The following is a 20,158-nucleotide window of genomic DNA, read 5'->3' on the forward strand; positions in this document are numbered from 1 at the left end:
GGTCCGCACGGACCGCCACAGCCATGGGCGACGGGGCACGGAGGGCAGGTAGCCTTTGCTTGTGCCCCGTCTGTCTGATGTCCTCGCCGAGCTCGACGCCCTCTGGCCGCCCGAGCGGGCCGAAGGCTGGGACGCGGTCGGCACCGTCTGCGGAGACCCCGACGCCGTCGTCGACCGCGTGCTCTTCGCCGTCGACCCCGTCCACGAGATCGCCGACGAGGCGATCCGGCTCGGCGCCCAGCTGATCGTCACCCACCACCCGCTCTATCTGCGGGGTACGACGACGGTCGCGGCCGACACCTTCAAGGGCCGGGTCGTGCACACCCTCATCAAGCACGACATCGCGCTGCACGTCGCGCACACCAACGCCGACACCGCGGACCCGGGCGTCTCCGACGCCCTGGCCGGCGCACTCGACCTGCGCGTCGAGGGCCCCCTCGTACCGGACCCGTCCGACCCGAAGGGCCGGCGTGGCCTCGGCCGGATCTGCGTGCTCGACCACCCCGAGACCCTGGCCGAATTCGCCGCCCGCGCGGCCGCCCGGCTGCCCGCCACCGCGCAGGGCATCCGGCTCGCCGGCGACCCGGCGGCGACGGTGCGCACCGTCGCGGTCAGCGGCGGCTCCGGCGACAGCCTCTTCGACGCGGTGCGCGCCGCGGGGGCCGACGCCTTCCTCACGGCCGACCTGCGCCACCACCCGGCCTCCGAAGCCGTCCAGCACTCCCCGCTCGGCCTGATCGACGCCGCCCACTGGGCCACCGAATGGCCCTGGTGCGAACAGGCCGCGGCGCAGCTCGACGCGATTTCCGACCGCCACGGATGGGACCTGCGGGTCCACGTCTCGAAGCAGGTCACCGACCCCTGGACCACCACCACCCACCACTCTTCTGGAGCCCCCAACTGAACGCCGCGCCCGCCGACCAGATCCGACTCCTCGACGTCCAGGCCCTCGACGTACGCCTGTCGCAGCTCGCGCACCGGCGCAAGTCGCTGCCCGAGCACGCCGAGATCGAGTCGCTCACCAGCGACCTCTCGCAACTGCGCGACCTGCTGGTCGCCTCGCAGACCGAGGAGAGCGACACCGCCCGCGAACAGACCAAGGCGGAGCAGGACGTCGACCAGGTGCGCCAGCGCTCCGCCCGCGACCAGCAGCGTCTCGACTCCGGCGCGGTCACCTCGCCGAAGGACCTGGAGAGCCTCCAGCGCGAGATCACCTCGCTGGCCAAGCGCCAGGGCGACCTGGAGGACGTCGTCCTCGAAGTGATGGAGCGCCGCGAGTCCGCCCAGGAGCGCGTCACCGAACTGTCCGACCGGGTCTCCGCCGTCCAGGCCAAGGCCGACGACGCGACCGCCCGCCGCGACGCCGCGACCAAGGAGCTCGACGAGCAGGCCGCGACTGTCACCAAGGAGCGCGAGGTCGTCGCCGGTTCCGTCCCCGCGGACCTGCTGAAGCTGTACGACAAGCTCCGCGCCCAGCAGGGCGGGGTCGGCGCCGCCCGCCTCTACCAGCGCCGCTGCGAGGGCTGCCGCCTCGAACTGAACATCACCGAGGTCAACGACGTGAAGGCGGCCTCCCCGGACACCGTCCTGCGCTGCGAGAACTGCCACCGCATCCTGGTCCGTACGTCGGAGTCGGGCCTGTAATGACCCAGCCGCGCCAGTTCGTCATCGAGGCCGACGGCGGATCCCGGGGCAATCCCGGGCCCGCCGGTTACGGAGCGGTCGTCATCGATCCGGCGACGGGGGAGACCCTCGCCGAGGCGGCCGAGTACATCGGCGTCGCGACGAACAACGTCGCCGAGTACAAGGGCCTCATCGCGGGCCTGAAGGCGGCGAAGGCGCTGGTGCCGGACGCCTCGGCGGACGGCGCGCTCCGGGTACGGGTCCGGATGGACTCGAAGCTGGTCGTGGAACAGATGTCGGGCCGCTGGAAGATCAAGCACCCCGACATGAAGCCGCTCGCGGCGGAGGCCGCCAGGATCCTGCCGGCCTCCGCCGTCACGTACGAGTGGATCCCGCGCGAGAGGAACAAGCACGCGGACCGGCTCGCCAACGAGGCGATGGACGCGGGCAAGCGCGGCAAGCAGTGGGAGCCGTCGGCTTCGACGGCCTCCCTCGACACCCCCCGGTCCTCGGCGGCCTCCGGCCTGCCGCCGGTCTCCGGCCCGCCCGGTGACGCGGCGGCGGGCGCGGCGAAGGCCCGCGCGGCCCTGGCCTCCCGGCCGGCCGCGGCCTCCCCGGCGGCCCCGCAGGTCGGCTGGGGCGCGGCGCCCGATCTCGGTGCGCCCGCCACCTTCGTACTGCTCCGGCACGGCGAGACCGCCCTCACCCCCGAGAAGCGGTTCTCCGGCAGCGGCGGCAGCGACCCGGAACTCTCGGCGGCCGGCCGCCACCAGGCCGAGTGCATCGCCCGGTCGCTGGCCGACCGCGGCACGGTCGAGGAGATCGTCAGCTCCCCGCTGCGCCGCTGCCGCGAGACGGCGGCCGCGGTGGCGGCCCGGCTCGGTCTGGAGGTCCGGATCGAGGAGGGCCTGCGTGAGACGGACTTCGGTGCCTGGGAGGGGCTGACGTTCGCCGAGGTACGGGAGCGGTACGGCACCGACCTGGACGCCTGGCTGGCCTCCGCGAAGGTGGCCCCCACCGGCGGCGGCGAGAGCTTCGCCGAGGTCGCCCGCCGTGTCTCGGCCACCCGCGACCGCCTCACCACCCGCTACGCGGGCCGCACGGTCCTGCTGGTCACCCATGTGACGCCGATCAAGACCCTGGTCCGGCTGGCACTCGGCGCCCCGCCGGAGGCCATGTTCCGGATGGAACTCTCGGCGGCCTCGGTCTCCGCGGTGGCGTACTACGCGGACGGCAACGCGTCGGTGAGGCTGCTCAACGACACATCGCATTTGCGGTGAGGCGGGGGCGGGGGAGTGGCGCCCGGTTTTCGTTCCGGTGTCGGCGGTGATGTGGTGCGTGGGCGGGAACGTGACAGTTCGGGTGCCGAGTGACACGTCGCTCTTGGGGTGAGGCGGCGAGCGGAGGATCCCGCGCGGATGCGGCAACCTCCCGGCGGGACAGCAGAGGGCCTTCCGCTTCGGCGGGGCAGCGGAACGGCTTCCCCGGCAGCGTGAAGCCGCCGTTTCTGCTGGGGCGCGGGAGTGCCCCGCGCCTCGCCCACACCCACCGGGGTCCGGGGCCGAGCCCCGGTTCCGGGAAGGGGCGGGTGGGGGAGATCAGCCGCGCAGCGCCGCCGCCTCGCACGCCAGCCGCTCCACCCGCGCCCAGTCCTTCGCCGCGATCGCATCCGCTGGGACCATCCAACTGCCGCCCACGCAACCGACGTTGGGCAGCGCCAGGTAGGACGGCGCCGAGCCGAGCGAGATGCCGCCGGTCGGGCAGAACCGGGCCTGCGGAAGCGGCGCGGAGAGCGCCTTCAGGTACGCCGTGCCGCCGGCCGCCTCGGCCGGGAAGAACTTCATCTCGGTGACCCCGCGCTCCAGCAGCGCGACCACCTCGGACGTGGTGGAGACGCCCGGCAGGAACGGCACCCCCGAGGCCTTCATCGCGTCCAGCAGCCGGTCCGTCCAGCCGGGGCTGACCAGGAACCGGGCGCCCGCGGCGACAGTGTCGGAGACGTTCCGCCCGGAGATCACGGTGCCGGCGCCGACCACCGCGTCCGGCACCTCGGCCGCGATCGCCCTGATCGCGTCCGGCGCCGCGGCCGTGCGCAGCGTCACCTCGATGGCCGGGAGCCCGCCCGCGACCAGGGCCCGGGCGAGCGGCACCGCGTCGGCGGCGTCCTCCAGGACGACTACGGGCACGACAGGGGCGAGATCCAGCACAGAGGAGGTCATGCGCTCATCTTGCCGCGCCGAACGCACTGTACGCAACGAGCGTTGCACATGATGCAACATGCGCGATTGGGTGACCGATGCGACACGTTCGACCGGACGACCGATGCGGCACGCGTGACTCGACGACCGATGCAACGCTCACGATTCGACGACCCACCCGGAGGAGGCCGTCGGCTCAGTGGATCTCCGTCACCACGACATCGATCGACCACGCCCGCCCGGCCCGCGCCGGAACCTCGGCCTCCACCACGTACCCGAGCCCGCGCAGGGTCTCCACCAGCTCCGCGGGCCCCTTCGGTCGTGCGCCGGAGACCAGCAGATCGCGGACCAGCCGCCCCTTCGTCGCCTTGTTGAAGTGGCTGACCACCGACCGCTTCTCGACCCCGTCCACCAACTGGGAGTGCAGCACCCGCACGCTCGCCGTGCGCTCCGCCACCTCGCCCTTCGGCTTCCACGCAGCGGTGTACGCGGAGGACCGCAGGTCCAGGACGAGCCCGTCGCCGGCCGCCTCCGGCATCGCCCGCGCCATCGGGTCACGCCAGTACGCCCCGAGCGCGCCCAGCCCCGGCAGCTTCACGCCCATCGAGCAGCGGTACGACGGAATCCGGTCGCCCACCCGCACGGCGCCCCACAGCCCGGAGAAGACCAGCAACGACTTTCCTGCCCGCCGCCTGGCCGCCGCGTCCAGGGAGGCCAGGTCCAGCGCGTCGTACAGCACGCCCGTGTAGATCTCCCCGGCCGGACGCGTCCCGGCCGTCCGGAGCTCCACGTTCTTCGCGATCTCGCCGCGCAGCCCCTCGCTCAGCCCGAGCACCTCGCGGGCCTTCTCCTCGTCCGCCGTGCACAGCTCGACCAGCTCGTCGAGCACCGCCGCCCGCGCCTCGGCCAGACCGGGCAGCGACAGCGACTCCGGCTTCAGGGGAGCACCGCGCCCCGAGGCGGCCTTTCCTTCGGAGGGCGGCAACAGCACGAGCACGGCGGTTCTCCTTCGTACGCACGGTCAGGGGGCGGGACCGGTTCCCCCGCGCCAGCGTACGGGGGCGGCGGGGCCGTCCGGGCCGCCGCCCGGGATGCCGCCCGCCCCGCCCCGACCTACGCTCGGTCCATGCCCCGCCGCCATCTCCGCATGACCGGACCGGCCGACTCCCCGCTGAGGGCGTCCCTGCGCGAACTGCGCACCGAGCTCGGCCTTCCCGACGACTTCCCGGCCGAGGTCCTCGCCGAAGCGGCACAGGCGGCGAAGGACCCGGCGGTATCGGCCCACGAGGACGCGACGGACCTGCCGTTCCTCACCATCGACCCGCCCACCTCGACCGACCTCGACCAGGCCATGCACCTCGAACGCCGCCGGCACGGCTACCGGGTGCACTACGCCATCGCCGACGTCGCCGCCTTCGTGCGCCCCGGCGGAGCGCTCGACACCGAGGCCCACCGCCGGGTGACGACCCTCTACTTCCCCGACGGCAAGGTGCCCCTCCAGCCCACCCTGCTCTCCGAGGGCGCCGCCAGCCTCCTGCCGGGGCAGACCCGCCCCGCCGCGCTCTGGCGGATCGACCTCGACACCGAGGGCGGGGTCGTCGCCACCTCGGTGCGCCGGGCCCTCGTCCGCAGCCGCGCCAAACTCGACTACGCGGGCGTCCAGCGGCAGATCGACACCGGCACCGCAGAGGACTCCCTGGCCCTGCTCCGCGACATCGGACGGCTCCGCGAGGAACAGGAGGTCGCCCGCGGCGGCATCTCCCTCAACGTGCCCGAACAGGAGATCGTCGCGCACGACGGCACGTACGGCCTCGAATACCGCGCCCCGCTGCCCGCCGACGGCTGGAACGCCCAGCTCTCCCTGCTGACCGGCATGGCCGCCGCCCACCTCATGGCCGAGACCGGCACCGGCATCCTGCGCACGCTGCCGGTCGCCCCGGACGGCGCCGTGGCCCGGCTCCGCCGCTCGGCCGACGCACTGCACATCGACTGGCCGCACCACGTCCCGTACGCCCAGGTCGTCCGCTCCCTCGACCCGAACAGGGCCGACCACGCCGCGTTCCTCCAGGAGTGCACCACCCTGCTGCGCGGCGCCGGCTACACGGTCTTCGACCATGGCGAACTCCCCACCCCCGCCGTCCACGCCGCCGTCGCCGACCTCTACACGCACTGCACCGCCCCGCTGCGCCGCCTGGTCGACCGGTACGCGGCCGAGCTCTGCCTCGCCGCAGTCGCGGAACAGGAACCGCCGGAGTGGGTCAGTGCCGCACTGCCCGGCCTGCCGAAGGAGATGGCGGACGGCACCAGACGCGCCAACACCGTCGAGCGCGAGTGCGTCGACCTGGTCGAGGCCGCGCTGCTCAAGGACCGGATCGGCGAGATCTTCGACGCGTACGTGGTCGACGTGGCGGACCAGGAACCCACCACCGGCACCGTCCACATCGACGACCCGGCGGTGGTCGCCCGGATCGACGGCGGCGACACGAAACTCCCGCTGGGGGAGCGGCTGCGGGTCAGGCTGACCCAGGCGGACCCCGGCTCGTCGAAGGTGCTCTTCGCCCCGGTATGAGCAGGAGGGGAGAGGCGGTCCCCGGCCCGGTCACCCGGCGTCTTCGCGCCCCCGCCCGAGCGCGGCCACCACGGCGCCCGGATCATCCGCGTGGAACCGGACCGTCCGCGCCTGCCCCCGCTTCCCCAGCAGCCGCACGAACTCCACCGGAGCGGTCAGCTCCACGCTCACGGTGGTCTGCCCGCCCACGACGAGATCGAGCACCCCGTCCGCACCCGCCCGCACCGGGCCGCCCTCGGGGAACCGGCGCTCGATCCGCGCCCCGGCGACCGCGTCGGCGGGGATCCGCAGATCGAACAGCCCGCCGTAGCGGAGCCGCAGCGCCCCGTCGGCAGCCACCACATGCGGCCGGGTCACGCACGAGGCGTGCAGCGCCAGGACGAACACCACCCCGTACACGTCCAGCACCAGCAGAATCCCGTGCACGAGGGGCCAAGGGACCAGCAGCGCCAGCATCACCGTCTCGACCACGGAGACGAAGAGCAGGCCGTACATCATCGCGGTCTGCGGGCCCGTGTACGCGACGGCGACGGCACCCTCGGGAACGCCGTGCCGCCGCCCCCGCACCCACAGCCCGAGGCTGTGCAGGGCGCGCACCTCGTGCGCGGTGAGCCGGCGCGCCCGCTCCGGTACGACCGTACGCAGCGCCGCCGCCGTCGCCTCCCGCCACCCGAGCCCGGCACGGCGTCCCGCGCGCAGGAGCCGCCCCAGGACCACGGCCTCGAACCCGAGCAGCACCACCGCCGACGCCCTGGCCCCGAGCAGCACCACCGTGGGCACCTGGACCCCGGCCGACAGACAGCCCACCAGGACCACCTCGGCCACCACCACACCCCCCACGGCCCATCGCGCAACCCGCACACTCATCCCGCACTCCCCTCGTCTCCCGCACGCTCCTCGTCTCCCGCACGTCCCTCGCCCCCGGCCCCCGCCACGCGCTCGGCCAGACCGGCCATCACCCGGCGCACCACCTCGGCCTGGGCGGGCGCCCAGTCGTCGAGCAGCGCCTCGCCGAACCCCGGAACGACCGGCCCGTCCGCCCCGATCGCCGCCAGCACCTCGTCCGGCACGGCGGCCACCAGGTCGGCGGCGAGCGGGGCGATCCGCGGATCGCCCACCGGCGCCCCGGACAGCGCGTCCAGCCGCTCGTACAGAACGGGTACGGCCGGGTCATCGGCCAGCCTCATCAACGCGGCCCGGACCTCACCGCCCATGCCCGACGTATCCAGCAGCGTCAGGTGCTCACGATCCCTGTCGGCCGAGGGCGAACCGGTGGCCGGCCCCGTGCCCAGCAGCTCGGCGAGCGCGGGCGGCACGGTCTCCTCGTCGGAGACCGGCGCCTCCAGCAACTCGGCCAGCCGACGCCGCCGCTCCCTGATCCCGGCCTCCTGCCGGGCCAGGTCCGCGTCCAACTCGGCGAGTACTTCCATGAGTTCACGGCCCGCTGTGTCCCCGAGCACGTCCCGCACCTCGTCCAGCCCGAGCCCCAGCTCGGTGAGCCGCCGGATCCGGGCCAGCACCACGGCGTCCCGCACGCCGTACGAGCGGTAACCGTTCGCCCGGCGCCCGGGCTCGGGAAGCAGACCGATGTGGTGGTAGTGCCGGATGGCCCGCGAGGTGACCCCGACGAGCGCGGCGATCTCTCCGATACGCATGAGGCCAGTAGAAACGTTGACGCCGCGGCAGGGTCAAGCGCTCACCGCGCCCCTCCGCATCCGACAGCCTCGCGCGGTCCCGCTGCCACGCCCGAGGGAATCACTCCCTGTTCCGCGAACAGCTGATCCACCGACCCCGCAGCCCGGCGGGCGACCGAGGAAGGTGTGTGACCTGACTGCCGAGCCGCACGAACCGCTCACGCAGGCGGTCCCCGGCCGGCGGCCCCCGTCAGGCGGGTAGCATGGTCGGCACGGCAGACGAGCCGGGCGGACGGCCGCGTGGGGATCCTCGGATCTCCCCGAGGAACGTCCGGGCTCCACAGGGCAGGGTGATGGCTAACGGCCACCCGGGGTGACCCGCGGGACAGTGCCACAGAAAACAGACCGCCGGGGACCTCGGTCCTCGGTAAGGGTGAAACGGTGGTGTAAGAGACCACCAGCGCCTGAGGTGACTCAGGCGGCTAGGTAAACCCCACCCGGAGCAAGGTCAAGAGGGGCCGTCGCAAGACGGCCCTGCGCGAATGATCGAGGGCTGCCCGCCCGAGTTCGCGGGTAGACCGCACGAGACCGGCAGCAATGCCGGTCCTAGATGGATGGCCGTCTCCCCGGCCGCCGCGAGGCGACCGGGCGACAGAACCCGGCGTACAGCCCGACTCGTCTGCCGCTCAGGCCCCTGGCCTGCAATATTGCAGGCCAGGGGCCTTTTCTCATGGAATCGTGGGCGTCACCTCACCCCGTTCCATACCGGATCTAACCGGACCTCGCGGCTATGAAGGTAGCCATGAAGGTAGCCATGCTGGGCGGCTTGGTATGGGTGTTGGCTGAGTCGGGGGGCCCTCCGTGTGATGCGTATACGCCTAGGTGTCCGCTGTTGCGGTCCCGGGGCCGGGTCCGGGGGAATTCTGCTCGTCAAGCCAGGCATGAATGCCGCCAGGGTTCTGCGCGGGTGCGTCGAACGGGATGATCGGAAACGGGGGCGAGGTGGACAGCAGAGCCGCCATGTCAGCGGGGAGTGCGGCCACCGACGGCTCAAGCTCCTCGATCTTGGTCAGGAGTCGCTGAAGTTCCGCAGCCATGAAACGCAGATCCAGGTCCGCGCCGGCGACTTGGATCGTGCCCGCCTCTACGTTGATAAGGCGCATGGGGGGAGCTGGGTATGTGGGCTTGGTGCCTGCCTGCCACTCCTCGACGGTGGGGCGAGGCAGGCTGACGATCCACTCGTCAAGGCGCTCGTCGAAGTGCTCGCTTCCGTCACGGACTTCGCGGGCCTCCAGTGGGGACGAGTCCTCCACCTCAAGAATCCTTCGTAGAAACGCACCTCGCTTCGTCCGCCACTTCAGGCCCTCAACGGTCCCTTTCGGGCTCTTTCCTATTGGCCACAGAGTCCGGGAGACCTTTCCCGCGAAGGAAAGGAAGTCCTCGAAGCAGACCCAGGCGGCTGGTGGTACCGGAGTGGTCTGCGTATAGCCAACCAGGGCGTTCAGGGCTGCCAGAGCGTAGCGAGTATCGCGGGCCAGCCACGTCAAATACCCGCTGTGCCCATGGGTCATCGGATATGTCGGTGCTCAAGGGCGCCAGTGTGCCGCAGGTGGTCTACCACTGGGGGCCGGTTTCAGAGGTATGGCTTGGACGCCAGAGAATCATGAGGAAGTCGGAGGCTTCCGATGTCTGCCGGTCCCGGGGCCGAGCTTCGGTGTTGCCTCACGGGTGGAGGCAGCCTCGGTGTGGGGAAACAGGATGCGTCGTGCTTCCGCGAGGTTCGCCGAGAAGCTGTGCGGTTCCCACAGATGGCCGTTCCACCGCTGGATCGCGCGGGGAGCATCGGGGTTCAGATGCGATGCCCTCGGGCCGTCGCCGGTGACGAGGGGTACGGCGCGGAACTGCCCGATCCTCGCATCGCGACGCTCGGCCCACTGGGAGAGCGGTTCGTCGTCCATGTCCGGAGCGTAGTGAGTCAGGTGATCCGGTGTTCCCAGCGCAGGGAGGGCGCCTGGTCGATCCAGTACCGGTGGGACGTGGGCGTCACGTGGAGCCGTACGGAGTCGATCTCCGGCGCCCCGGCGCCCCGCCAGGCGACGAGGGAACGTTCCACGTCGTCCCACAGGGCCACTGGACCGCCTTGGCGGACGGTCCAGTTCTCGCCGTCGGCGAGGAACTCGGCGAACGACTCCTTCTCTGGATCGAACAGATACCGCAAGGGCGAGCCGTCACCGCCCGTCGCGCGGACGAACTGAACGCCGGGCGCCGCCAACTGCGCAAGGAAGGCGGGCATCCACTCCTCCAGGACAAGAGGAGACACCTGAGTGCGCCGCTCGCTGTCCGCGTACGCGGTCCGGGCGGAGAGATCGCCAGCCGCGGGGGCCACTGCCTGGGCACGCGCCTGCATGAAGGAGGAGCGCCCGACGAACGAGCCCCCGGCGGTGCCGTCATCGCCGACGGTCAGTTTCGCGAGGCCGGTTCCCCACGGCCACGAGCCGACCGTGCCGAGGACGATGCCTCCAGGGTTCGTCTGCCTGATCCAGGCGTACGGGATGCGGCGAACCGCGCAGGTGGCGATGACCCGGTCGTACGGTGCCCGGTACGGGTGGCCGAGGAGCCCGTCGCCCGTCACCGTCCACGTCGAGAAGCCGACAGCTTCGAGAGCGGCATCGGCGCGTGCGGCCACCTGCGCGTCGACCTCGACCGTGGCGACGTTGTCCTCGCTGAGGTAGTGGCACATCAGGGCTGTGGAGTAGCCGGTGCCTGTGCCGATCTCCAGGACTCGGTGGCCCGTCACGAGGTCCAGGATCTCGATCATGCCGACGACGGTGGCCGGGTCGGTCGAGGAGGACGTGGGCACACCCACTACGGGTTCGTCGGCCTGGTCGGCGGTGAGGTGGCCGTCGAGCTGGGTGGTGAGGGTGTCGACGCTGTATGCGATCTTCAGCCACTCGTCCGGATTCGTGTCGGTGGCGGTGACGGGCAGCCAGGTCCGCCCCTCGTCCAGGAAGACTCCCGGGCGGAGGAACCGCTCGCGGGGGACGGACTCGATGGCCTCACGCAGCCAGGGGGATTTCAGGACCCCTTCATTCATGAGAACGATTGCCATGCGGCGTCGCTCGGATGCCGGGTCGGTCATCGGCGATCTCCTTGTGCGAGTAGGTCGGCGAAGGCAGCGGACATCGGGAGGCCAGTCTCGTTCTCCAGCCACCCCCACTGTCCGTTGGGATTCAGTTCCAGCCACCAGTAGGCCCCCGCCCGGTCGACCGCGAGGTCGAAGCTTCCCGATACCAGATCCAGCCGGTCCAGGTAGGCATGCAGTCCCTTGGCCACCCGGTCGGGAAGGTGCTCCACGGTGTAAGTCAGGGCGCTGTAGTCCTTGCGCCAGTCCAGGAGGTCGGAGTCGATGCGTACGGCGAACGTGTGCCGGCCTACGAGCAGTACGCGAAGGTCGGCGACTTTGTCCACGCGGGCCTGGAACAGATGGGGCGCGCCCCGAACGCTGTCGTCGATCTCGCCGGGGGTGACGGGGGCGGTCCATCCCGTCATCGGCACGCTGTCACGCGTGTAGGGGGTCCATCGCAGCGCCTTGAAGATCGCCTGTCCTTGAGCCTGGACGAACTCGCGGGCCTCGTCCGGGTCGTTGGTGACAAGGGTGGGAGGGATGGTGAAGCCGAGTTGCTGGGCGAGTACGAGCTGCGCGGGTTTGTAGTCGGCTGCGGCAATGCGCAGGGGGTGGTTGACCCAGAGCGGGCCGCCCAGGGCGAAGAGGGTGCCACCGAGTCCGTAGCGGACCTGCGCCGCCGCGAACCGAGAGTCGTCAGCGGACAGGTGGGGAAACGTGGGCCATTCCGGGCGGCGCCAGTACACCGACCGGACCCGGGTCACATCAGCGGTTCTCGACGGGGTACGCACCTGCCCGACCACCGGGGCCGGGCAGGTGCCGAACCGAGCCGAGACCGTGAGGTTTTCGCCGATGTCGGCGGGGTTGAACCGGACCACCGGCACATCTCGCCGGTTGAGTTCGGTGATCACCATGTCGGCGGTGATGTCGTCCGCCTCGGTGGCCACCAGAACCGGCCTCTCCTCGGTCATGGTCATCAGTCCTGCGTGCTGTCCTGATCGTGACCCTGGTCGTTCCGGGAGTCCGAGTTCGTCGTCGTGGAGGTCTCGGTGCCCGAGCTGGTGCCGTGCTTGCCCATCTCGACCACCCGCCCGACGCGGTCGCGGAACACCCCGAGCTGCGTCGTGGGGTCGATGGCGACCGTGGCGTGGGGTCGGCGGATGACCGTCGGGTAGGGCGCGAGTCGGCCCGCACCCCACGGCCGCGTGGGGGAGGGGAGTGCGACAGAGGTGGTCATGAGACTCCTTGGGTTGAAGGGTGTGGTGCGGGAATCCGTCTGCGCCAGGGGGTGCGGACGGCGATCTGCGGGCCGCAGCTCAGGGGGCGAGCGGACTGGATGTTGTCGGCCGCGGTCGTCCATTCGACTCCGGACGCGGGCCGGATGTGCGCGATGCGGACCGTGCCGTGGCTGTGGAGCTCGTGTGTGACGGCGACGAGCACACCCTCCCCACGCGAGGCGATGTCACGGACAAGCTCCTCCAGGAGCGGGTGGTGCTCGTAGCCGTCGGAACCGACCGGGTTCACTCCTCCGGCTCCTGCTGGGTCTCGATGCGGCGCATGAACCTCTCCCAGCCGCCGGCCGCTCGCACCCGAAGAGCCCGGCTCGGCGCACCCGGTCGGGGCTCCGGCGGCGTGTACGTACGGCCACTGGCGCCAGGGTTCCTGCGGGGCAGTCCGGAGGATGTCACTCGGTCCCTCCTCTCCGTCGGGGGCCGCCCGGAGGGTCCTTCGGCCTCCGAGCGGCGTGTGACCAGTCAACGACGATCCGTTACCTTCTCCCAGAGCGGACCTCGCGCAATACCCGGGCGTTTTCCAGGCGTTGGCGCGTGGCGGGTATGAGTGCGTGAAAGAGTTCTCGTGAGGGGAGACCTATGACGTCGAGGCGAAGGCACTTTGCGGAACGGCGCGCGGCCCGGGGCTACTCTCAGGAGGAATTCGCAGAAGCGCTCTCGGTGGCCGCGTCCACCGTGGTCCGTTGGGAAAGTGGTCGTGCCACCCCGCGTCCCCATCAACGGCCGAAGACCGCAGGGCTGTTGGGAGTGACCCTCCCCGAGCTGGAAGCCCTTCTCTCCGACGAACAGCCGGCCGAGACAGCCGGGCTCTCCGCTGCTCCACCCCTCCTCCATGGTGATGATGACGAGATGAAGCGCCGCGAAGTCCTGGGTCTGCTCGCCGTTACGGGTGCGCTGGTCGCACTTCCCGATCCCGATGATGCCGCCCGAGGGCGCGCAGCGTCGACGCTACTGGAGACGGGGGACGCCTTGCATCGCAGCCTCTGGCAGGTCTACGCGCTATCGGACGCCAAGCAGGTCGTCTTCCCTGCGGTGCGCGCACAGCTCGATGTGATGGCGAAGGGATTGACCGAGACCCGTACTGCTGTGGATCGGTCCCGATTGTGTCGGATGACGGCCGACCTCTACCAGCTCGTCGGCGAGCTGTTCTTCGACGCCAACCGGTACACCGACGCCGCGCAGTGCTACACGCTGGCCGCCAACGCGGCCTACGCCGGTGGCGACCACGACCTGTGGGCCTGTGCCATGACCCGCCACGCGTACGTCGAGCTGTACGCGCGCCGCGCGCACGCTGCCCAGCCCCTGCTCGCGGCAGCTTTCCGCATCGCCCGGAGGGGCGACGACACTCTCTCCACCCGTCACTGGGTCGCGGCCGTCCAGGCGCAGACGTACGCGGCCGTGGGCGATCTCGACGCGTGCAACCGGGCTCTTGACGAAGCTGAGAAAGTGCACGCCCTCGACAGCGCTCACTCCCATAACGGCGGCTGGCTCCGCTTCGACGGCTCCCGCCTGGCAGAGGAGAGAGGGGCCTGCTACCTCCAACTGGGCCGCCCTGATCTCGCCGACGAAGCGCTCACCGCAGCCCTTGCCCAGCCTCTGTCCCTGCGTCGCCGCGCTGCCGTCCTGAGCGACCTCGCCGTGCTCGGGGCGCACAGACGGGACATCGACCAGGTCGTGTACTACACGGAGCAAGCGCTCGGACTGGCCGACCGGTCGAATTCGGGATTCATCGGCAGGAAGCTGGACGGGCTTCGGGGGGGTCTTGCCCCGCTCATGTCCGATGACCGAGTCTCGACTCTTGATCACCGAATCGCGGCGCTTCCGCGCACCGCATGACGAGAGGGACACGCGCATGAATGACGGCCGGATCTTCCGCGAGGCGTGGATCGACGGTGTGAACAAGCATTACCCCGGTGAGCCCAAGCCTGGCTACGTCACGCCGTGGGACGACACGCCCGAGTGGGAGCGCGAAGCGGCTACCGCCGTGTACGGGCAGGTGCGCGACTTCATCGAGGTCAGCGGCGGGCATGCGGCGAGGCTCACCCGCGAGCAGAAGGGCCGATTCGTCGCGATCTGCTGGACCGCCCAGATGTTCCGGTATTTCGAAGACCCGAAGCCCGGATATGTTGCCGACTGGTCCGACCTGCCGGTCTGGCAGAGGGAGACGGACGCGGACATCTTCGAACGCATCGAAGGGACCGTCTGAATCTCAGGAGCGGCGACGTCCCCGTCCGGGCCGATCCGGGCGGGGATGTCTTGTTACGTAGCCATCAAAGTAGCCACGGAAGCACCATCCCTGCACGTTTGTGCAGGTCATAGCGTTGCGCCGACAGTCCCCGGCGTACAGCCCGACTCGTCTGCCCCTTGAAGGCCCTCGCGGACCCGCCCGCGCAGCCGGCCGTGGAACTCTCTGTGCAGGGCATGGTCATGCAGGCGGTGGAAGAGGCCGAACGGTAACCGTCGAAGCAGACGATCCGGTTACATGAACTATCACTCGTTTGGCGATGATTCGCGTGGATCTCCTCTGAATGGCGCCGGTCGGTGGGATGTCCCTCCTGGAGGGCTTGAACACAAAGAGCCCGTGTCACACAGGAAAGGGGACACCTCTCATGCTCCGATTCGCACACTTGGGCAGGCTCGGTCTGACGGTCGGCACCGCAGTCGTGCTTGCGGTCGGCCTGACCGCCAACGCGCAGGCCGCCCCGGGAAGGATCCGGTACTGGAACGCCGCTCAACAGGAGTTCCAGATCTCCAACCCACCGGACGGCGTCTGCCTCACTCTTCAGGTCCGTGCACAGTTGCTCTCCAACGAGACGACCAAGACGGTGAGCTACTACTTCGACGCGAACTGCTCCAACCACACCGGGGATCTGGCCCCTGGCCGGGCGGTGGCCTATCAGAGCCCTCTGTCGGTGAAAGCCATCGGCTGAGCAGCCGCCGTCCTTCCGGATGCGGTGACGGCGAGTTCGCTGGTCAAGCATGGGGGCGGTGACGAACCCGATGACGTGTCCGCGGATTCCGTCCTCGTCGCGGGCGACCAGACAGGTCGGACCGAACTCCTGCACCAGCGCCACAAGGTGCAGGGACCGCAGATCGCGGGGCTGGATGTGCATGGCAGCGATCCTTGCGGGCGCACAGGTGAAGGGCCTTGCCGGTGAGGCACGTTGTGGCACCCGCCTGGGTCCGTGCGGCCTGCCTGTTCCCGTTCTGCCTGTCCGGGGGTTCCCGCGCCCCCAGGTCCTATTCGGGGGCGCGGCGCTTGCGCCCCATCGTCTGGGACGTCACCACGACCAGCAGCAGCGTGGCCACACCGACGACCGTTCCGAGGATGGGGAACGTGACCGCGGGGGCCTTTGCCTTCGCGGTGACCAGGTCGTACGGGTCGGTGTACACGCGGATGCGGTCGCCGACGCGGGTGGACGCGGTGCAGACCTCCTTGCCGTCGACGAACGTCTCGCGGCCGTCGGGGAGCCGGATCGTGCACTCGTACTGATCGCCTCCGGTGCGCGGCCTCGGGGAGCGGGTGATCTCGGTGACCGTCGCGGGTGTCCGTTCGCCGCGGACGCTCAGTACGGCGTCGCGGAAACCGGCCGGCATCGCGATCACCAGGACCACCAGGCAGAGCACCATCGCCAGCATCCGCTTCTCCGGCGGCGCGACGATCACCGGCAGAGCGAGCACCACCGCGGCCGACACCACGACCAGCGACACCTGCACCGGCAGCCGACCGTGCCCGATCACGGCGTTCGCGAGCCCACATCCCACCAGCACCGCCGCCGCGCCGAGGCCCATCGCCGCCCCCGCCAGGCGCGGCCGGTGCGGCGTCCACCCCCGTACCGACCGTACGACGCGCGGCACGACATTCCCGACGCGTGTCCTGGCATTCGTCATGCCGCCCGCCCTCCCCGCCGGAAGTCACTGCGGTACCGCGGTGACACTTGCTTTCAGGCGCTTCCCGCACCCCCGTCGTCCGAACCTTCCGCCCGTCCAGGACGTCGCAGCGGGCTAAACCGTCCCGACCACTTTCCGCTGGGTCCAGAAACGGCGCACCGCCCACCCGGCGCCGAGCGCGGCGGCGGTCCAGACGATGACCTCGGCGGCGAGGATGGACGGGGTCACGCTGAGATGCGGCCTGGGCGGCATCACGATCATCTGCGCCGCCGCCCCCACGGGGACCACCAACGCGGCAAGCAGACCGACCGTCCCGGAGCGTCTGACGGCCGAGCCGATCGCGCCGAGGGCCAGCCCGAACGGCACACCCACCGTCACCCAGGCGCCCATGTCCGTACTGGCATCCGCGACGACGGAGTCCGTGACGTAGTACGCCACTGTCGCTCCCACCAGAGACAGCGCTCCCGCGATCGCGCCCCGGGCAAGGCTCCTGGCCAGCCAGCCCGTCAGGACCGCCAGCGCGGCCCACGACCAGCCGGCGTCCAGCAGCAGGCTCAGCACCTTGGCCGTCCTGCCCACGATCGTGCCGGTCAACGGCATCCCGATCTCCGAGTACGGGGAAGAGAGGGCGTTGACGAGCGCCGTTGCCGTCCCGAACGCCACCCCGACCGCGAGACCGAGCGCTGTGATCTTCATATCCGCACAATATCCAGTGGGGCTGGTCCAGGGGGCCGGTGGTCTTCCGGTGGCCCCGGCGGGTGTCTCAGCCGCTGACGGGGAGGTCTCGCGCCGCGTAGTAGGCATGCAGCGCGGCTTCGCTGCCGGAGCCCAGGGCCGTCATGATCCGCTGGAAGCGGGCGGAGCGCAGGTCGCCGGCCACGATGACGCGGGGGTGCTGGCGGGGCGGCGGGCAGTAGCCGTCCGGACCTCGGACGAGGTCGCCGGGCGGGGCGGTGGGTGCGTTTCCGATGCTCACGTACGCGGCGTCCGCCGTGACCGGGTGCCGTTCGCCGTCCCGGCGCACTGCTTCGGCTGTCACCGCTGTCCCTTCGGAGGGGGACAGGATCAGGTGCTCGACGGGCAGGAGCGTGACACGGGCGTCGTCGCGGATCTCTTCGATCTTGTATGCGTCGGCCTCGGGGTAGGCGACGAGCAGGCGCGTGGCGGTGGTCGGGTGGGCGCGCAGGAACGTGCCGATCGGGCGGTCGCCGCCGAGGACGAGCAGGGTGCGGTCTTCGGCGTCGTCCGCTTCGGCCTGCCAGAGCGGGGACAGGGTGGGGGCGTCGGGGGCAGTGACCCAGGGGACGTCGCGGGGCTGGAGGGGGCCGACTCCGGTGGCGACGACCACGTACGGAGCGGTCAGGCGAGTACCGGTGTCCAGGGTGACGGCGACGTGGTCGTCGGCGGCGCGGAGTCCGACGACGCGTCGGCCGAGTGCCAGGCGGCAAGGCTCCGTGCTCTTCAGTTCCGCGGTGATGGAGTCGGCGAGTGCGGGGCCGCTGGTGTGACCGCCGAGAACGTTGTTCAGGGCCGGGATGCGGTACAGGTTGCGGCACAGGGCGTCCGGCTCGATCAGGACCGAGCGCATGCCGACGCCGGCGGCCATGCGGGCGGCGGCGCAGCCGGCCGGTCCGCCTCCGACGACGATCAGGTCGGTGTCGTGGGTCGCGGGCGATCCGGTGCGGGACGGTGTGTCGGCCATGGGACCATTCCAGCACCGGGGCCCCCGCGTACGCAGTGAGTCGTCCCACCACGTGCCCGACACCCGACTCCGCCCCTGGGGTGACATCCCGCGCATGTCGCCGCGCGATACCGGGAGGACGCGGTCCCTCCTGGTACCAGCAGGGAATGCCCAGGCCAACACATCCGCAGCCCGACAACACGGACCCCGGCGCACCGTCCGAAGGGCGACGGCGCCGGATCCGTGCCGCGTCACGTCAGGCGCTGCTGCGCGGCATGACCCGCCCGGCAGCGCGGAACCCGGCAACGCGGCAGGTGCCGGCCGGTCCGCGGTACGAGCCCGGGGTGAACCCGGTGCTCAGGACGGCCGCCGCCTACGCCTGGCGGATTCTCGTCGTGGGAGCCGTCGTGTACGCGGTCTTCTCCGTGCTGGGGCGGTTCCACGAGGTGGCGGCGGCCGTCTTCCTCGGCCTGGTCGTCACCGCGGTGCTGGGACCGGTCGCGAACCTGCTGGCGCGCCGGATGCCGCGGCCGCTCGCCGTCGCCGTGGCGCTGATCGGCAGTATCGTCCTCGTCCTCGGTGTGCTGAGCCTCGTCGGCGAGGCGGTCGCCGGAGAGCAGGCCGGGCTGGAGCGGGAGTTCAGCGACGGGCTCGCCAGGATCGAACAATGGCTGGAGGGGCCGCCGTTCCGGCTCGACCGGGGAACGCTCGACGACATCCAGTCCCGTATCGGAGAGTTCCTGTCCAGCCATCGCTCCACCATCGTCAGCACAGCCGTCAGCGGGCTGGGCCGGCTGGTGGCGGTGGTGACGGTCCTGGTCCTCGCGTTGTTCTGCTCGGTCTTCTTCATCCACTCGGGCGATCGGCAGTGGCACTGGTTCTGCGACCAGCTTCCGGAGACGGCCCGGGACGGGGTGTCGATCGGGGGCCGGGCGGCCTGGCGGACCTTCACCGGGTACACCCACGGCATCATCGTGGTGGCGGCGACCAACGCCGTACTCGTGGGACTGGCCCTGTTCGCCCTCGGGGTGCCGCTGGCTCTTCCCCTGGCGCTGCTGGAGTTCTTCGCCGCCTTCATTCCGCTGATCGGCTCACCGATCGCGCTCGCCGTCGCCGCCGTGGTGGCGCTGGCGTCGAAGGGACCGATCGTGGCGGCGGTCGTCATCGCGCTGATCGTGGTCATCGGCCAGATCGAGGGTCATCTCCTGCACCCGCTCGTGATGAGCTGGGCCGTCCGGCTGCACCCGGTCGTCGTCGCGCTCTCGGTGATCGGCGGCGCCATCGCGGCCGGCGTACTGGGCGCGGTGGTGGCCGTACCGCTCGTGTCGGTCGCCTGGTCGGTCCATCAGGCCCTGCGCCGGGCACGCGAGTCCGGGCGGGCGGGTGAGCGGGCGAGCCGGTGAGCGGGTGTGCGGTGCGGCGCACTCCTGCCGGGCACGGCGGCCGGCCGTACCAACGGCGAGGGAGGGCTCACGTCTTCAGCAGCCGATTGAAGAACGAACGGTATCGCTGCAGGGCGACGCGCAGATCCTCGGTCGCCACTTCCTCGCCCCGTTGCCACTGGCCCTCCAGCGCCTGCTTGTGGTCGGAGAACGTCCGGGCCAGCGCCTGCATCACCTCCGCGACCAAGGTGTCCGCGGCACCGACCGCTTCCCGGGGGTCATCCACGAAGTCGCCCTGGATCCGCTGCCACCTGCCGCGGAACTCCTCCTGCTCGCTGCCGAGGAGCGGTTCGTCCACCGCCTCGTCCACCGCCTTGTCCGCGGCCTTGTCCGCCGTCTCGTCCGCGGTCTTGTCCGCGGCCCGGTCAGGCCCGGCGCCGGGTGTCTTCGCGGGCTCCGCCCCGGCGGCGGCTCCCGTGGGCCGGTCGGCCGATGTGGCTTCTCCCGGGAAGGCCGGTGGAGCTTCGGCCGGGCGTTCGCGGGTTTCGGCCTTCGTGTCGCCGGCGCCGCTCAGATCATCGGTGGACAGACTGCGCGCGTCGTTCACATGGTTCACGTCGTTCGTGTCGTTCACGTCGTTCACGTCGTTCGTGTCGGACCCCAGTGGGCCCCGGTGTCCCGTCTCCATCTCGCTCTGCCTCCATCCGGTCTCTCCTGCGGCCGGTGCGGCCCGGCCGGGAGAGCATGTGGGCCTGCTCTCAGTC

Annotated in this window: 22 protein-coding genes, 1 other RNA gene and 1 pseudogene; 9 read left to right on the forward strand and 15 right to left on the reverse strand. The window is 71.1% G+C overall.

The window, feature by feature from the left end; all coding sequences use genetic code 11:
* Positions 1–61: 61 nt before the first annotated feature.
* Genes ABZ622_RS34290 through ABZ622_RS34300 form a run of 3 tightly spaced genes read left to right on the forward strand, consistent with a single transcriptional unit; the run spans position 62 to position 2,903 of the window.
* Complete coding sequence (locus ABZ622_RS34290; RefSeq protein WP_360550012.1) at positions 62–904, forward strand: Nif3-like dinuclear metal center hexameric protein; 843 nt, start codon at positions 62–64, stop codon at positions 902–904.
* Positions 901–1,644, forward strand: a complete 744-nt coding sequence (locus ABZ622_RS34295) for a C4-type zinc ribbon domain-containing protein (RefSeq protein WP_360550070.1) — start codon at positions 901–903, stop codon at positions 1,642–1,644. Before ABZ622_RS34290 ends, ABZ622_RS34295 begins: the two co-directional genes overlap by 4 nt.
* Positions 1,644–2,903 (forward strand): bifunctional RNase H/acid phosphatase, encoded by a 1,260-nt coding sequence (locus tag ABZ622_RS34300; protein WP_360550014.1) that lies wholly within the window; start codon positions 1,644–1,646, stop codon positions 2,901–2,903. The genes ABZ622_RS34295 and ABZ622_RS34300 overlap by 1 nt, the downstream gene beginning before the upstream one ends.
* Positions 2,904–3,221: 318 nt before the next feature.
* Here ABZ622_RS34300 and eda read toward each other — a convergent pair whose 3' ends face one another.
* Together eda and yaaA are read right to left on the reverse strand one after the other, a co-directional pair.
* On the reverse strand, positions 3,222–3,842 hold the full coding sequence (gene eda, locus ABZ622_RS34305) for a bifunctional 4-hydroxy-2-oxoglutarate aldolase/2-dehydro-3-deoxy-phosphogluconate aldolase (RefSeq protein ID WP_360550016.1): 621 nt from the start codon (positions 3,840–3,842) through the stop codon (positions 3,222–3,224).
* 175 nt (positions 3,843–4,017) lie between these two features.
* Complete coding sequence (gene yaaA / locus ABZ622_RS34310) at positions 4,018–4,818, reverse strand: peroxide stress protein YaaA (protein ID WP_360550018.1); 801 nt, start codon at positions 4,816–4,818, stop codon at positions 4,018–4,020.
* A 129-nt stretch (positions 4,819–4,947) separates the two neighbouring features.
* On the opposite strand from yaaA, the gene ABZ622_RS34315 reads away from it, so the two are divergent.
* The gene (locus ABZ622_RS34315; protein WP_360550020.1) at positions 4,948–6,390 is read left to right on the forward strand and encodes an RNB domain-containing ribonuclease; all 1,443 of its coding nucleotides are present in this window, start codon (positions 4,948–4,950) and stop codon (positions 6,388–6,390) included.
* Between the two features lie 30 nt (positions 6,391–6,420).
* On the opposite strand, the gene ABZ622_RS34320 is transcribed toward ABZ622_RS34315, so the two are convergent.
* Together ABZ622_RS34320 and ABZ622_RS34325 are read right to left on the reverse strand one after the other, a co-directional pair.
* Entirely contained in the window at positions 6,421–7,257 is an 837-nt protein-coding gene (locus ABZ622_RS34320; protein WP_360550022.1) for a hypothetical protein, read from the reverse strand.
* Complete coding sequence (locus ABZ622_RS34325; RefSeq protein ID WP_360550024.1) at positions 7,254–8,045, reverse strand: MerR family transcriptional regulator; 792 nt, start codon at positions 8,043–8,045, stop codon at positions 7,254–7,256. The genes ABZ622_RS34320 and ABZ622_RS34325 overlap by 4 nt, the downstream gene beginning before the upstream one ends.
* A gap of 259 nt (positions 8,046–8,304) precedes the next feature.
* On the opposite strand from ABZ622_RS34325, the gene rnpB reads away from it, so the two are divergent.
* Positions 8,305–8,706, forward strand: an RNA gene (rnpB, locus tag ABZ622_RS34330) — RNase P RNA component class A.
* Between the two features lie 196 nt (positions 8,707–8,902).
* On the opposite strand, the gene ABZ622_RS34335 is transcribed toward rnpB, so the two are convergent.
* The 6 genes from ABZ622_RS34335 to ABZ622_RS34360 form a co-directional block, all read right to left on the reverse strand.
* A complete protein-coding gene (locus ABZ622_RS34335) occupies positions 8,903–9,337 on the reverse strand; it encodes a hypothetical protein (RefSeq protein WP_360550026.1) in 435 nt (144 codons plus the stop codon).
* Positions 9,338–9,685: 348 nt separating this feature from the next.
* Entirely contained in the window at positions 9,686–9,982 is a 297-nt protein-coding gene (locus tag ABZ622_RS34340) for a DUF6087 family protein (RefSeq protein WP_360550028.1), read from the reverse strand.
* 17 nt (positions 9,983–9,999) lie between these two features.
* Positions 10,000–11,163, reverse strand: coding sequence for an ATP-grasp peptide maturase system methyltransferase (tgmC, locus tag ABZ622_RS34345; protein WP_360550030.1), 1,164 nt, complete (start codon positions 11,161–11,163; stop codon positions 10,000–10,002).
* Positions 11,160–12,119: an ATP-grasp ribosomal peptide maturase gene (gene tgmB / locus ABZ622_RS34350; RefSeq protein WP_360550032.1), complete on the reverse strand. Its 960-nt coding sequence runs from the start codon at positions 12,117–12,119 to the stop codon at positions 11,160–11,162. Before tgmB ends, tgmC begins: the two co-directional genes overlap by 4 nt.
* Before the next feature lie 5 nt (positions 12,120–12,124).
* Entirely contained in the window at positions 12,125–12,385 is a 261-nt protein-coding gene (gene tgmA / locus ABZ622_RS34355; RefSeq protein ID WP_360550034.1) for a putative ATP-grasp-modified RiPP, read from the reverse strand.
* Complete coding sequence (locus tag ABZ622_RS34360; RefSeq protein ID WP_360550036.1) at positions 12,382–12,672, reverse strand: hypothetical protein; 291 nt, start codon at positions 12,670–12,672, stop codon at positions 12,382–12,384. The genes tgmA and ABZ622_RS34360 overlap by 4 nt, the downstream gene beginning before the upstream one ends.
* 347 nt (positions 12,673–13,019) lie before the next feature.
* Between ABZ622_RS34360 and ABZ622_RS34365 the strand changes: the two genes are divergently transcribed.
* The 3 genes from ABZ622_RS34365 (at position 13,020) to ABZ622_RS34375 (ending at position 15,370) form a co-directional block, all read left to right on the forward strand.
* Positions 13,020–14,276, forward strand: a complete 1,257-nt coding sequence (locus ABZ622_RS34365) for a helix-turn-helix transcriptional regulator (RefSeq protein WP_360550038.1) — start codon at positions 13,020–13,022, stop codon at positions 14,274–14,276.
* Between the two features lie 16 nt (positions 14,277–14,292).
* Positions 14,293–14,646 (forward strand): hypothetical protein, encoded by a 354-nt coding sequence (locus ABZ622_RS34370; protein ID WP_360550072.1) that lies wholly within the window; start codon positions 14,293–14,295, stop codon positions 14,644–14,646.
* A 403-nt stretch (positions 14,647–15,049) separates the two neighbouring features.
* The gene (locus tag ABZ622_RS34375; protein ID WP_360550076.1) at positions 15,050–15,370 is read left to right on the forward strand and encodes a hypothetical protein; all 321 of its coding nucleotides are present in this window, start codon (positions 15,050–15,052) and stop codon (positions 15,368–15,370) included.
* 57 nt (positions 15,371–15,427) lie between these two features.
* Here ABZ622_RS34375 and ABZ622_RS34380 read toward each other — a convergent pair.
* The 4 genes and pseudogenes from ABZ622_RS34380 to ABZ622_RS34395 all read right to left on the reverse strand — a co-directional run.
* Positions 15,428–15,538: pseudogene (locus tag ABZ622_RS34380) on the reverse strand (GNAT family N-acetyltransferase); the annotation flags it as partial.
* 142 nt (positions 15,539–15,680) lie between these two features.
* A complete protein-coding gene (locus tag ABZ622_RS34385; RefSeq protein ID WP_360550040.1) occupies positions 15,681–16,331 on the reverse strand; it encodes a DUF3592 domain-containing protein in 651 nt (216 codons plus the stop codon).
* A 114-nt stretch (positions 16,332–16,445) separates the two neighbouring features.
* Entirely contained in the window at positions 16,446–17,027 is a 582-nt protein-coding gene (locus ABZ622_RS34390) for a hypothetical protein (protein WP_360550042.1), read from the reverse strand.
* Positions 17,028–17,094: 67 nt separating this feature from the next.
* The gene (locus ABZ622_RS34395; protein WP_360550044.1) at positions 17,095–18,033 is read right to left on the reverse strand and encodes an FAD-dependent oxidoreductase; all 939 of its coding nucleotides are present in this window, start codon (positions 18,031–18,033) and stop codon (positions 17,095–17,097) included.
* A 146-nt stretch (positions 18,034–18,179) separates the two neighbouring features.
* Here ABZ622_RS34395 and ABZ622_RS34400 point away from each other — a divergent pair, with 146 nt between their 5' ends.
* A complete protein-coding gene (locus tag ABZ622_RS34400; protein ID WP_360550046.1) occupies positions 18,180–19,415 on the forward strand; it encodes an AI-2E family transporter in 1,236 nt (411 codons plus the stop codon).
* 67 nt (positions 19,416–19,482) lie between these two features.
* On the opposite strand, the gene ABZ622_RS34405 is transcribed toward ABZ622_RS34400, so the two are convergent.
* On the reverse strand, positions 19,483–20,082 hold the full coding sequence (locus ABZ622_RS34405; protein WP_360550048.1) for a hypothetical protein: 600 nt from the start codon (positions 20,080–20,082) through the stop codon (positions 19,483–19,485).
* Positions 20,083–20,158: the final 76 nt, after the last annotated feature.

This window comes from Streptomyces sp. NPDC007164, assembly GCF_040634135.1.
Classification (GTDB): Bacteria; Actinomycetota; Actinomycetes; order Streptomycetales; family Streptomycetaceae; genus Streptomyces; species Streptomyces sanglieri.